The following is a 13,277-nucleotide window of genomic DNA, read 5'->3' as shown; positions in this document are numbered from 1 at the left end:
GAAAGGAAAAAAATGCAACTCACAAAAGAACAATTTATTCGTGATTTTAAAGATACCCTTCACGAAGAACAACTGATAAAGGTGCCGGCAGCAACGCCGACTGAAATATTTGCGACCTTGGCAAAATTGGTTCGTAAATATTACACCGACACCTGGATTGACCGCAACCGCAAACTCTCTGAGAATCAGGAAAAAATTGCTTATTATTTTTCTATTGAGTTTTTGCCGGGCCGTATGCTGGAAACAAATCTCCTTAATTTAGGGATTTTGGATTTGGTAAAAGAGGCTTTTGCTGATTTGGATGTCGATTTCAATGCAGTCAAAAATGCAGAGCACGATATGGCTTTGGGGAACGGCGGTCTGGGCCGTCTGGCTGCTGCTTTTATGGATTCTTTAGCAACGACCGGCTACCCCGGTTTTGGGAACGGTCTGCGCTATAAATACGGCCTGTTTAAACAGCGTATTGTTGACGGCTATCAAGTAGAACTGCCGGATTCTTGGTTCGGTTCAACTGGCAACGTCTGGGAAATTCGCAAGGACCATGATGTTGTAGATGTCAAATTATTCGGTGACGTCCAGCTGCAGGCTAATGAAGAAGGCCGGATTATTCCAGTCTACAAAAATGCACAGGTTCTGCGGGCTGTCCCTTACGATGTTCCGCAGATTGGCTTTAAAAATGGTGTTATCAATAATCTGCGTCTGTGGGACGTTGAAATTCCTGAAGAATATGAACTGAATTATCCGACGATTGCAGATCGCCGTCGTGTTCAGGATATAACAGCCACACTCTATCCTGATGATTCCAGCTATGAAGGAAAGGAACTGCGTCTGATTCAGGAATACTTCATGACAAGTGCCGGACTGCAGACTATCATTAAGTCTTATCTCAAACTCGGCCGTCCGCTTGAGACTATTTATGAAAAGGTTTCTGTTCATATTAACGATACCCATCCGGCTGTTGCTCCAGCTGAGTTTATGCGCCTTTTGATCGACGACTATGGTTTGTCCTGGGATAAGGCCTGGGAAGCTACTGTGAAGACTATGAGCTATACCAACCATACGATTTTGTCTGAGGCGCTTGAAAAATGGGATGCCAACCTGTTTAAGACAGTCTTGCCGCGTGTTTATCAGATTGTCCTTGAGATTGACAGCCGTTTCGTTGCTGAAATGACTCAGAACAATGTGGCTACCGATATTATTGAAAATACTCGGATTGTCAAGGACAATCAGATTCACATGGCTAATCTGGCCATTATCGGCGGCCATTCGGTCAATGGTGTAGCCAAACTTCACACAGAACTGCTCAAAGAAGATACGCTGCGTGATTTTTACACCCTGTATCCGGATAAATTTAATAATAAAACAAACGGTATCGTTCAGCGGCGCTGGACTCAAATTGCTGCTCCGGAACTGTCGGAAGCAATTGATGCCACCATTGGCACAGGCTGGCGCCGAGATATTCATGAACTGCAAAAATTAAATGACTTTGCAGATGATAAAGCTGTTCTTGATCAGTTCTATCAAGTGAAAAAAGAAGCAAAGGCAAAATTAGCGGCTTATATTCTGGAAACAACAGGAATTGAAGTATCTACAGATGCTATCTTTGATGTACAGGTTAAACGGCTCCATGCCTACAAACGGCAGCTGCTCAATGTTTTGCACATCATCAAACTGTATTGGGACTTAAAAGACAATCCTGATAAGGATATGGTTCCCCGTGTCTTCATTTTCGGAGCCAAAGCGGCGCCGGGCTATCACTTTGCGAAATCGGTCATTAAACTGATTAATGAATTGGCCAATTTGATTAATAATGATGCCAGTCTCCAAGGTAAACTGAAAGTAGTTTTCTTAGAAAACTATAATGTCAGTCTGGCCGAGCTGATTATTCCGGCAGCTGATGTATCTGAACAGATTTCACTGGCTTCCAAGGAAGCGTCAGGCACTTCAAACATGAAATTCATGATGACAGGTGCGATTACACTGGCTACTCTTGATGGTGCCAATATCGAAATTAAGGATGAAGTCGGCGATGACAATATTGTCATCTTTGGTATGGATAAAGATGCTGTCTACCACCATTATGAAGCGCATGACTATTATTCCCGCGGTGTCTATGAGAACAACCCTGTTATTAAGCGTGTTGTCGATACTTTTGTTAATGGAACGATTCCAAATGCGCAGAGCGAAGGAAGCGAAATTTATGAGTCGCTTATCGCTTACAACGATGAATATTTCTTGCTGGAAGATTTCCCTTCTTATGTTGCTGCTCAGGAGTATATTGATGCGCTGTACCGTGATAAGGAAAAGTGGGCGCGTATGAGCCTTCTTAATATTGCTAACTCGGATAAGTTTACATCGGATGACACGATTACAGCTTATGCTGAAGAAATCTGGAATTTGCGCAAATAAGGCTTCTCTTTCTGCCTTCCCTATAGATAAAAAACGGCTCAGGCCGTTTTTTATTAAGATACAAAGCCCGTTAAAAAAGCGACTGAAAAATAGGGGCCCAACGATGTGTTGCAAAACACGAGAGAGGGACATCTTTTTTCCGAGCTTTTAGGCCGTGTTCAATTCACTAAGATACAAAGCCCGTTCAAGCTCACAGCAAAATGGCGGTAAGTCCGAAATCTATGATTTGACAGACGCACCCCTGCCAGAACGACTAGAAAGGTGTGGTAGACTGTTAAGGCGACAAAGCTTTCAGACGTTTACGGCTGACGGTAAGTCCGAAATCTATGATTTCGCAGACGCACCCCTGCCAGAACGACTAGAAAGGTGCGGTCGACTGTTAAGGCGACAAAGCTTTCAGACGTTTACGGCTGGTTAATTTGAAATCAAGTCTAAATTTAACCATATCTTTTTTGCCTGTGCTGGAGCTAAAATCGCGGCAGTTTCTTTGCTTCAATGTGAAAAATTGATTTTAGCATAGAAGGGAAGAAAAGGGGGAAATTTTTAAATGAGTTCAGTGGATTCTTAGTTCTGAATTTTTAAAAAGCCATCAGCTGAAAAAAGGCTGAAAGCAGAGAAGAACAATGGTTAAGAATGGTTTAATAAAGAGAGCAGAAAAGCAAGTAATTTATTGACATTCCCTAAAAATAAGACTAAAATAACAAGGTAAAATTTTTTTAAGGAGAACTCTTATGTTGAATTTAAATATCTTAGCGCTTGGAATTGCTGTTATGGGTGTCAGCCTGGCAGAAGGTTTTTTGGTTTCTAACATTGCCAAATCTGCAGCACGTCAGCCGGAGATGTACAGTAAACTGCAAAGACTGATGATTCTTGGTGTCGCTTTTATTGAAGGAACCTTTTTCGTTCTTCTTGCAGCAACCTTCTTTGTCAACTAAGCAGCTGGTTTTTACTGTAAAACCAACTAAGAAGGAGGGGTAACGTTGGAAACATTAGAAAATCCAACCCTACAATTTTTGGGCATTGAGTTCGATTTAACAATTCTTGCAATGTCTCTCTTGACTGTGCTTGCTGCCTTTTCTTTTCTTTTCTGGGCCAGCCGCCGTATGACTTTGAAACCTAAGGGCAGGCAAAATGTGTTAGAGTATCTTTATGAATTTGTCATAAATACCATTAAACCAAATTTAGGAGCTTATACACAAAATTACAGTCTGCTTCTGTTTACCTTTTTTTTCTTCATCTTGATTGCTAATAATATTGGTTTAGTTACCAAGCTTGAAGTTGGTGACTATAATCTGTGGACATCTCCGACAGCCAACTTTTCAGTTGACCTGACTCTATCTTTGATGATAGCCTGTGTTGTTCATGTTGAAGGCATTCGAAAAAATGGGATTAAGGATTATCTGAAAGGCTATCTGGCTCCTCAGCCGATTATGCTGCCCATGAATATTTTAAGTGAACTGACTAATATAGCTTCACTAGCGCTGCGGCTTTTCGGTAATATCTATGCAGGTGAAGTGGTCACGACGCTTTTAGTGCAGCTGGCTAATTGGAAGCTTTTTATGGCTCCGGTTGCCTTTGGTATCAATTTGGCCTGGACGGCCTTTTCAATGTTTATTTCAACGATTCAGGCTTATGTTTTTACCATGTTGGCATCGTCCTATATCGGAGACAAAGTTAACGGCAGCAGTGAAGAATAAGAAAGGAGTAAAAAGAGATGGAGATACTGATTAACAGTACAACGATTGGTAATATCATTATTATTACAGGTTCAGTGCTTCTTTTGCTTGTTCTTATCAGAAAATATGTTTGGGGACAACTGACAGGCATATTAAAAAACCGTGAAGAAAAGATTGCTAATGATATTGACAGTGCAGAAGCTGCAAGGCAGAAAGCAGAGGATCTGGCCGATCAGCGTGAACATGAACTTGTTCAGGCAAAGGGAGAAGCCAGCCAAATTATTGATGATGCTAAAGAGCTGAGCACAGCTAAGGGTCACCAGATTATCACTGCGGCAGAAGAAGAAGCTGGCCGGCTGAAGACAAAGGCCAGTCAGGATATCGCTCAGGATAAAGCAGAAGCCCTGTCTGATGTTAAAGCAGAAGTAGGTGACTTAACAGTCCTTTTAGCTGAAAAAATTATGACGGCTAATTTGGACAAGGAGGCACAAAGCGAACTCATTGACCGTTATCTTGATGAGCTAGGAGAAGTCTGATGAACAAAAAAACACAGACAGTGCTTGAACGGTATGCCAAAAGTCTTGTTGAAGTAGCCGTGGAACAGCAGCAGACGGAAATAATGGCTGAAGAAATCAGGACTGTATTAACAGTCTTTGCTGAAACAGATTTGGCTGCGGTTCTGAAACATGACGGTATCAGCCAATCGGATAAGGCAGATCTTATCCGAACTTTTCAGAAATCTGCCTCAGTCTATTTCAGTAATTTTCTTGAAATTGTTATACAAAATGAAAGAGAAGCTTATCTGTATGAGATACTGCAGCTTGTCTTAGAAAAACTGTCTGACGTGACCAATACTTATGATATTGTCGTCACATCAGCGGTTGCTTTAACCCAAGCGCAAAAAGAGCGGGTTCTAAAAATAGCTGCTGATAAATTAGCTGTCAGCAAAGGCAGGCTTGTTGAGAAAATCGATCCATCCATTATCGGCGGTTTGATTATCGATGCAGATAATCAGGTTGTTGATATGAGTATTCGCCGTCAATTACGGGAATTTAAAATGAATTTAAAATAGAAAGTGGTGTGACTTTTGGCAATTAATGCACAAGAAATTAGCGCTTTAATTAAAAAGCAAATTGAGAATTTTCAGCCAAGTTTTGATGTCACAGAAACAGGAATAGTCACTTATGTCGGTGATGGTATTGCCCGGGCACGCGGTCTGGATAACGCCATGAGCGGCGAGCTCCTTGAATTTTCTGACGGAAGCTTTGGGATGGCACAAAACCTTGAATCTGATGATGTCGGGATCATCATTTTGGGGGATTTTTCGGCTATTCGCGAAGGAGATGAGGTCAAACGTACCGGTAAAATCATGGAAGTACCGGTTGGCGAAGCGCTGATCGGCCGTGTTGTCAATCCTCTCGGTCAGCCTGTAGACGGTCTGGGCAGTATTCAAACCCAGTCGAGCCGGCCAGTCGAGTTTCCTGCACCGGGTGTTATGCAGCGGCAGTCTGTTTCTGAGCCGCTTCAGACTGGACTTAAGGCTATTGATGCCCTTGTGCCGATTGGCCGCGGACAGCGTGAACTGATTATCGGAGACCGACAAACAGGGAAAACCTCTGTGGCTATTGATGCTATCTTGAACCAGAAGGGTCAAGATATGATTTGTATCTATGTCGCTATCGGCCAGAAAGAATCAACGGTCCGTACACAAGTTGAAACACTGCGCCAGTACGGGGCACTTGATTATACTATTGTTGTGACTGCCTCAGCATCACAGCCCTCACCCTTGCTCTACATAGCTCCTTATGCCGGTGTGGCAATGGCAGAAGAGTTTATGTATAAGGGCAAACATGTTTTAATTGTTTATGATGATTTATCCAAACAAGCGGTAGCCTATCGGGAGCTTTCTCTCCTCTTGCGCCGTCCGCCTGGCCGTGAAGCTTATCCGGGGGATGTCTTTTATCTGCACAGTCGTCTTTTAGAGCGGTCAGCTAAAGTTTCTGATGCTCTTGGCGGCGGGTCTATTACTGCTTTGCCTTTTATTGAGACTCAGGCAGGTGATATTTCAGCCTATATTGCAACAAACGTTATTTCAATCACCGATGGGCAGATTTTTTTACAGGAAAGTTTGTTTAATTCGGGAATCCGTCCGGCTATTGATGCGGGTTCTTCAGTATCCCGTGTCGGTGGGTCTGCCCAGATTAAGGCAATGAAAAAGGTAGCAGGAACCCTGCGGCTGGATTTGGCTTCTTACCGTGAGCTGGAAGCTTTCACCCAATTCGGAAGTGACCTGGATGCGGCTACTCAGGCCAAGCTAAACCGCGGCCGGCGTACTATTGAGGTGCTGAAGCAGCCTCTGCACAAGCCTCTCCCGGTTGAAAAACAGGTTCTGATACTCTATGCATTGACGCATGGTTTCTTAGATGATGTGCCGGTAGATGATATCTTGGCTTTTGAAGAAGCCCTTTATGATTACTTTGATCTGCATTATGAGGCTATTTTTGATACTATCCGCACAACCAAGGATCTGCCGGATGAGGCTGATTTGGATAAAGCTATTCAGGCCTTTAAAGATCAATCACAGTTCAAATAATAGGGAGGTTCCAGTATGGCAGGCTCTCTTAGTGAAATTAAAAACAAAATTATTTCGACTGAGAAAACCAGTAAAATCACTAGTGCGATGCGCATGGTTTCATCAGCTAAACTTGTTAAATCAGAACAAGGGGCCAGAAATTTTCAAGTCTATGCGGCTAAGATTCGTCAGATTACGACAGATTTGCTGAAAACGGAGCTGACAAGGGGCAGCCGCAATCCTATGCTGCTGGCCAGACCGGTGAAAAGAACCGGCTATATCGTTATTACCTCTGATAAGGGTCTAGTCGGCGGCTATAATTCTAAAATTTTAAAAGCTGTTATGGATATCATTAACGAATACCATGCAGCCAATGATGACTATACAATTATTTCAATTGGCAGTGTCGGCTCTGATTTTTTTAAGGGCCGAAAGATGAATGTTGCTTTTGAACTGCGAGGTTTAGAAGATCAGCCCAGTTTCGATCAGGTCGGCCGGATTATTTCTCAGTCCATTGAAATGTATACCAATGAACTGTTTGATGAACTTTATGTCTGTTATAATCATCATGTTAACAGCCTGACCAGTCAGGTTCGAGTCCAGCAGATGCTGCCGATTACTGAATTAGATGCCGATGAGGCGGCAGAAGAAGGGCTGCGCGATTTTGAGCTGGAGCCTGATCGCAATACTATCTTAGAACAGCTCCTGCCTCAGTACACAGAGAGCCTGATTTACGGTGCTATTGTTGATGCTAAGACAGCAGAACATGCTGCTGGAATGACAGCTATGCAGACAGCAACGGACAATGCAAAAAATCTGATTGAGGATTTGACCATTCAGTATAATCGTGCCCGACAAGCAGAGATTACGCAGGAAATTACAGAAATTGTTGCCGGTGCTAATGCTTTGGAATAGCAGCAGAAAGGGAATAAAGAAGTTCGACAGTAGTTTTGCTGTCTGCCTTTCTGAAAACCCTTTTGACTGAATGAAACAGCAAGTTTTAATGGCTTAAAATCATACTAGAGATTTTTAAATCCGCTAAGATAGAAATCTAAAACACTATAAAAGGTAAACGGCAATAAAAATTTTCGTTGCTGTCTATCTTGATAAATTGAACACGGCCTAAAATCTTAGTGAAAAAGATGGCTGTCAGCGTGATGCCAGCATCACTTGCCATCCCCTATTTTCATACAGATTTTTTCATGGCCTTTGTATCTTGATAATTGAACACGGCCTAAAATCCTAGTGAAAAAGATGGCTGTCAGCGTGATGCCAGCATCACTTGCCATCCCCTATTTTCATACAGATTTTTTCACGGCCTTTGTATCTTGATAATTGAACACGGCCTAAGAGCTGTGCAAAAAAGAGACGCAGTCGTAGGAAGCGCAAGCTGACGTACGAATGTGGCTGCTCTGTGGGTATAGCCTGTCCTAGAGCTTTTGGGCTCTTCGTCTAGTCTCCTATTTTTGCTTTGCTCTTTAAACGGCCTTTGTATCTTGACTAAGGAGAAAGACATGAGTTCTGGCACAATTGCTCAGGTTGTCGGCCCGGTTGTTGATGTTGCATTTGCAAAGGACGACAAACTGCCTGAGATTAATAATGCATTGGTAGTTTACAAAAATAGTGACAAATCACAAAGAATTGTTCTTGAAGTGGCTCTTGAACTTGGAGAAGGTTTAGTTCGGACAATTGCCATGGAGTCAACCGACGGATTGACGCGCGGGCTGGAGGTTTTTGATACTGGCCGTGCCATCAGTGTTCCTGTCGGCAAAGAGACCTTAGGCCGCGTTTTTAATGTGCTCGGCGATACAATCGATTTGGCTGAACCCTTTGCAGAAACGGCAGAGCGTCAGCCGATTCATAAAAAGGCTCCAGCGTTTGATGAGCTATCTACGGCCTCAGAAATTCTGGAAACAGGAATCAAGGTGATTGATCTGCTGGCCCCTTACCTAAAAGGAGGGAAGGTCGGACTCTTTGGCGGTGCAGGGGTTGGTAAAACCGTTTTGATTCAAGAGCTGATTCACAATATTGCTCAGGAACACGGCGGGATTTCTGTATTTACCGGTGTCGGTGAACGGACACGTGAGGGGAATGACCTCTACTGGGAAATGAAAGAATCGGGTGTTATTGAAAAGACTGCTATGGTCTTCGGCCAGATGAATGAACCGCCCGGAGCGCGTATGCGTGTGGCGCTTACCGGCCTGACAATCGCTGAATATTTCCGTGATGTTGAAGGGCAGGATGTGCTTCTTTTCATTGATAATATTTTTCGCTTTACCCAGGCAGGTTCAGAAGTTTCAGCTCTTCTTGGCCGTATGCCGTCAGCTGTTGGTTACCAGCCGACTTTGGCGACGGAAATGGGACAGCTCCAAGAGCGCATCACTTCGACAAAGAAGGGTTCTGTCACTTCTATTCAGGCTATTTATGTGCCTGCTGATGATTATACCGATCCAGCACCGGCGACAGCTTTTGCCCACTTGGATTCAACAACCAATCTTGAACGACGCCTGACTCAGATGGGGATTTACCCTGCAGTTGATCCTTTGGCTTCAAGTTCTAGGGCTTTAGCTCCGGAAATCGTCGGCCAAGAGCATTATGATGTGGCAACAGAAGTTCAGCGTGTACTGCAGCGCTACCGAGAGCTGCAGGATATTATTGCTATTCTTGGGATGGATGAACTGTCCGATGAGGAGAAAACACTGGTTGGCAGAGCCCGCCGGATTCAGTTCTTCCTGTCGCAAAATTTCAATGTTGCTGAACAATTTACCGGCCTCCCAGGCTCTTATGTACCTGTTTCAGAGACAGTCCGCGGTTTCAAGGAAATCCTTGAAGGAAAATACGATGATCTGCCTGAAGATGCTTTTCGCAGTGTCGGTCCGATTGAAGATGTTGTTGAAAAAGCTAAAAAGATGGGCTTTTAATGAGGTGATCTCATGAAATATATGACAGTTCAGGTCGTAACTCCGGATGGTATCCGTTATGACCACCATGCCAGATTTATTTCTGTGAAGACTTTGGATGGAGAAACGGGCATTTTGCCGGATCACATCAATTTAATTGCTCCGCTTGACGTCCATGAGATGAAAATCCAGCGGATTGATGATGAAAAACATGAAGATTGGGTAGCCGTACATGGCGGAATCATAGAAGTTAAAAATAATTTGGTAACCATTGTGGCCGATTCAGCTGAACGGGCCCGGGATATTGATATCAGCCGTGCTGAGCGGGCTAAACAGCGGGCCGAACGTGAAATTGAAGAAGCAGAGAGTACTGATAATATCGATGAAGTCCGCCGTGCTCAGGTCGCTTTACGACGTGCTCTTAACCGTATTAGTGTCGGAAATAAATAATAGCTGGATTGAAGAAATTCACCTTTACTCAAGGAATGGTTTTCTTCAATCTTTTTATTTAAGAAAGAAAAAATAAGAATTTTCTCCTTTCTAAAAGCTTTGTGTGCTGAACTGCTGTATTTAGCATAAGCAAGATGAATGGAATTTAGCTATTGATAGGCTAAACAACTTTTTTATAGCGTTTTTGTTTCAAAATTAGCAGACTTTTCAGAAGTTAAAACTGCAGTTTGTCTGATGTCATTAGAAATACTGCAGTAAGTGTGACTTTTTGTTATAATAACTCTTATGGAAATCATTAATAATATTATCGCTTTAGCGTCGCATCTTTTTTTTACTATTCTTTTTTTCCAGCTGCTGACCAGTGTTTTTGACTGGCATAATGCCATTAAAATGACGCCTGAAAATATCAGGCGTCTCAGGCTTTTTGTGATTTTGTTAAGCGCCGCCTTAGGCTATCTGGTCAGTCACTTAATGCTGGAAGTTATTGAAATCAGTCAGAACCTCTTTTTTATACTACAATAAGGGCAGAATTCTCCAAACTATGATATAATTTTAAGTATTAGGTCTTAAGAAATGGAGAAAAAGGTGGATAAGATAATAATTGAAGGCGGTCATACCCGCTTAGAAGGTGAAGTCGTCATTGAGGGGGCAAAAAATGCTGTGCTTCCTTTGCTGGCTGCAACCATTTTACCGACGGAAGGCAAAACGAGATTAACAAATGTTCCCATTCTTTCAGATGTTTTTACCATGAATCATGTCGTCAGAGGTCTGAATATTTCTGTTGATTTTGATGAAGATCAGAATATGGTGACTGTTGATGCTTCCGGAGATATTTTAGATGTTGCTCCTTATGAGTATGTCAGTCAGATGCGGGCTTCGATTGTCGTTCTCGGCCCTATCTTGGCCCGTAACGGGCATGCTAAAGTGTCGATGCCTGGCGGCTGTACCATCGGCAGCCGGCCGATTGATTTGCATTTGAAAGGCTTGGAAGCGATGGGAGCAGAGATTCGCCAGTCAGGAGGAGATATCACTGCGACGGCTTCCAGACTCCATGGCACAACGATTTATATGGATTTTCCTTCTGTAGGTGCAACGCAGAATCTGATGATGGCAGCAACCTTGGCTGAAGGTGTAACCATTATTGAAAATGCTGCACGGGAACCCGAAATTGTTGATTTAGCCCTTTTGCTGAATAAAATGGGAGCCAATGTCAAAGGAGCCGGGACAGAAACTCTGGTGATTACAGGGGTTGACCGGCTTCACGGTGCCGATCATGATGTGGTTCAGGACCGGATTGAGGCAGGTACTTTTATGGTCGCAGCAGCGATGACCTCAGGCAATGTTTTAATCAGAGATGCTGTCTGGGAACATAATCGGCCCTTGATTTCGAAACTTCGTGAGATGGGAGTGGAAGTGACAGATGAGGAGAAAGGTATTCGGGTGAAGTCCGATGTCAAAAAACTGAGACCGGTGACTGTTAAAACGATGCCCCATCCTGGTTTCCCAACAGATATGCAGGCTCAGTTTACAGCTTTAATGGCTGTTGTCAAAGGCGAGTCTACTATGATTGAGACAGTCTTTGAAAACCGCTTCCAGCATTTAGAAGAAATGCGCCGGATGCGGCTGCATTCAGAAATTTTACGTGATACAGCGATGATTCACGGCGGCGAAGAACTGCAGGGGGCACCTGTGATGTCAACAGATCTTCGGGCCAGTGCTGCCTTGATTCTTACAGGAATGGTTGCTAAAGGCAGAACAACTGTAGGGAAGCTGACACATCTGGATCGCGGCTACTACCATTTTCACCAAAAATTAGCTCAGTTAGGTGCTAAAATTCAACGAGTTACAGGTTAATCATTATGAATAGCGGCTGGAAATATGTCCTTAAACAGTTACTGCTTGTTTTCTTTATTGCTCTTTTATGTCTTTTATGTTTTGCTGTCGGTCTGATGCTTGGCTACAGTTTTATAGGAGACGGCGAAAATCCTTTTGCCCTGCTGTCGCCTGACAAATGGCAGGAACTTATCAGTAAATTCACGGGAAAGTAGGCTGGGCCTGCTTTTTCCTGTTGAAACGGAACACGCCCTAAACGCTGCGGGAAAAAGATGTCCTGACTTAGAATCTGGCGATTCGTCAGTCAGTCCCCTATTTTCCTTTTGCGTTCTTAACGGGCTTTGTATCTTGATGGAGGAGGGACTGCATTGAAGAATAAGAGAAGAGAAAAGTCTATCCTTTCTCTCCTACTTTTTCTGCTTCTTTTAGGCGGAAGCCTGTTAGCGGGCGGAACACCACTTTCCAATAATCCGTTTTTTAAGGAGCTGACTGATTTTATTGCTGAACCGTCTTCAGCTCCTTCTTCCAACGGTTCAGATCTACAGGCTAAAAGACCGGATCAGTCTTTAGCAGAAACGGTCTTAACAGAAAATGTCAAAAAGCAGCTCGGCTCTTCCATCCAATGGAATGGCGCAGGCGCCTATATTATCAATAATAACCAGACCGATTTAAATGCCAGGGTTTCCAGCGCCCCTTATGCCAATAATAAAACAAAGACCGTTCAGGGGGAAAAGGTTCCGACAGTTGCCAATGCTCTTTTGACAAAATCAACCAGACAGTATAAAAGCCGGCAGGAGACTGGCAATCGCACAAATTCTTGGACACCTCCGGGCTGGCATCAAATTCAAAATTTATCTGGTCCTTACGATCACGCTGTCGACCGGGGGCATTTGCTGGCTTATTCTCTGGTGGGAGGGCTTCGGGGCTATGATGCTTCAACAAGCAATCCAGATAATATTGCCACACAGCTTGCTTGGGCTAATCAGGCTTCTTCAGCAGACGCAACCGGGCAAAACTATTATGAAAGTCTTGTCAGAAAAGCTCTGGACAGTCATAAACGTGTCCGTTACCGAGTGACTTTAATTTACGATGGAGACAATATTTTGGCCAGTGGAACACAGCTTGAAGCCAAATCAGCGGACGGCAGTTTAGAATTTAATGTTTTTGTCCCTAATGTCCAAAGCGGTCTGACTGTCAATTATTATTCGGGTGAAATCCTAGTGAATTAATCTTGTCAACGTTTTAAAATTTTGTTAGAATAAATAGTAATTGAATAGGATTCGAAGTCACTGAGACTAGTAACCTTATGGCAGTTTGACAGGGAAAGGGGGCTGCGACTGGAAACCTCCTAAATGAAAATAAGGTGAATTCACTCAAAGACAGGGACTTTAGCAATTAAGGCTTGGTAAAATATCAGGCAGAAAACGGATGGTACCG

Annotated in this window: 15 protein-coding genes; 13 read left to right on the top strand and 2 right to left on the bottom strand. The window is 43.4% G+C overall.

All coding sequences use genetic code 11. The annotated features are described in order from the left end of the window. Positions 1-12 precede the first annotated feature (12 nt). From A0O21_RS06075 to A0O21_RS06045, 7 genes are all read left to right on the top strand, one after another. Positions 13-2,409, top strand: a complete 2,397-nt coding sequence (locus tag A0O21_RS06075; RefSeq protein ID WP_067062880.1) for a glycogen/starch/alpha-glucan phosphorylase — start codon at positions 13-15, stop codon at positions 2,407-2,409. A 731-nt stretch (positions 2,410-3,140) separates the two neighbouring features. Then, entirely contained in the window at positions 3,141-3,344 is a 204-nt protein-coding gene (locus A0O21_RS06070) for a F0F1 ATP synthase subunit C (protein WP_067062875.1), read from the top strand. A gap of 45 nt (positions 3,345-3,389) precedes the next feature. After that, positions 3,390-4,106: a F0F1 ATP synthase subunit A gene (gene atpB, locus A0O21_RS06065; protein ID WP_067062871.1), complete on the top strand. Its 717-nt coding sequence runs from the start codon at positions 3,390-3,392 to the stop codon at positions 4,104-4,106. Between the two features lie 17 nt (positions 4,107-4,123). After that, positions 4,124-4,621: a F0F1 ATP synthase subunit B gene (atpF, locus tag A0O21_RS06060; RefSeq protein ID WP_067062866.1), complete on the top strand. Its 498-nt coding sequence runs from the start codon at positions 4,124-4,126 to the stop codon at positions 4,619-4,621. Then, positions 4,621-5,157 carry a F0F1 ATP synthase subunit delta gene (locus A0O21_RS06055; RefSeq protein ID WP_067062861.1) on the top strand — a complete coding sequence of 179 codons (537 nt, stop codon included), beginning with the start codon at positions 4,621-4,623 and terminating at the stop codon, positions 5,155-5,157. Before atpF ends, A0O21_RS06055 begins: the two co-directional genes overlap by 1 nt. A gap of 15 nt (positions 5,158-5,172) precedes the next feature. Next, on the top strand, positions 5,173-6,678 hold the full coding sequence (atpA, locus tag A0O21_RS06050) for a F0F1 ATP synthase subunit alpha (RefSeq protein WP_067062857.1): 1,506 nt from the start codon (positions 5,173-5,175) through the stop codon (positions 6,676-6,678). 15 nt (positions 6,679-6,693) lie between these two features. Then, entirely contained in the window at positions 6,694-7,572 is an 879-nt protein-coding gene (locus tag A0O21_RS06045; RefSeq protein WP_067062852.1) for a F0F1 ATP synthase subunit gamma, read from the top strand. A 136-nt stretch (positions 7,573-7,708) separates the two neighbouring features. Here A0O21_RS06045 and A0O21_RS11090 read toward each other — a convergent pair whose 3' ends face one another. Together A0O21_RS11090 and A0O21_RS11085 are read right to left on the bottom strand one after the other, a co-directional pair. Further along, positions 7,709-7,834 (bottom strand): hypothetical protein, encoded by a 126-nt coding sequence (locus tag A0O21_RS11090; RefSeq protein WP_257722075.1) that lies wholly within the window; start codon positions 7,832-7,834, stop codon positions 7,709-7,711. Then, positions 7,824-7,946 carry a hypothetical protein gene (locus A0O21_RS11085; RefSeq protein WP_257722074.1) on the bottom strand — a complete coding sequence of 41 codons (123 nt, stop codon included), beginning with the start codon at positions 7,944-7,946 and terminating at the stop codon, positions 7,824-7,826. Before A0O21_RS11085 ends, A0O21_RS11090 begins: the two co-directional genes overlap by 11 nt. Positions 7,947-8,171: 225 nt before the next feature. Between A0O21_RS11085 and atpD the strand changes: the two genes are divergently transcribed. From atpD to A0O21_RS06015, 6 genes are all read left to right on the top strand, one after another. Next, complete coding sequence (gene atpD, locus A0O21_RS06040; protein WP_067062849.1) at positions 8,172-9,578, top strand: F0F1 ATP synthase subunit beta; 1,407 nt, start codon at positions 8,172-8,174, stop codon at positions 9,576-9,578. Between the two features lie 12 nt (positions 9,579-9,590). After that, positions 9,591-10,007, top strand: a complete 417-nt coding sequence (locus A0O21_RS06035; protein ID WP_067062845.1) for a F0F1 ATP synthase subunit epsilon — start codon at positions 9,591-9,593, stop codon at positions 10,005-10,007. A gap of 285 nt (positions 10,008-10,292) precedes the next feature. Next, positions 10,293-10,529, top strand: a complete 237-nt coding sequence (locus A0O21_RS06030; protein ID WP_067062842.1) for a DUF1146 family protein — start codon at positions 10,293-10,295, stop codon at positions 10,527-10,529. Between the two features lie 63 nt (positions 10,530-10,592). Beyond that, positions 10,593-11,861: a UDP-N-acetylglucosamine 1-carboxyvinyltransferase gene (murA, locus tag A0O21_RS06025; protein ID WP_067062838.1), complete on the top strand. Its 1,269-nt coding sequence runs from the start codon at positions 10,593-10,595 to the stop codon at positions 11,859-11,861. A gap of 5 nt (positions 11,862-11,866) precedes the next feature. Further along, entirely contained in the window at positions 11,867-12,055 is a 189-nt protein-coding gene (locus A0O21_RS06020) for a DNA-directed RNA polymerase subunit beta (RefSeq protein ID WP_067062834.1), read from the top strand. 153 nt (positions 12,056-12,208) lie between these two features. Continuing rightward, entirely contained in the window at positions 12,209-13,069 is an 861-nt protein-coding gene (locus A0O21_RS06015; protein WP_099092218.1) for a DNA/RNA non-specific endonuclease, read from the top strand. Positions 13,070-13,277: the final 208 nt, after the last annotated feature.

Origin of the sequence: Streptococcus pantholopis, assembly GCF_001642085.1 — a bacterium.
Lineage (GTDB): Bacteria > Bacillota > Bacilli > Lactobacillales > Streptococcaceae > Streptococcus > Streptococcus pantholopis.
The sequence above is the reverse complement of the archived record's forward strand: the minus strand, read 5'-3'. Positions and strand labels throughout refer to the sequence as shown.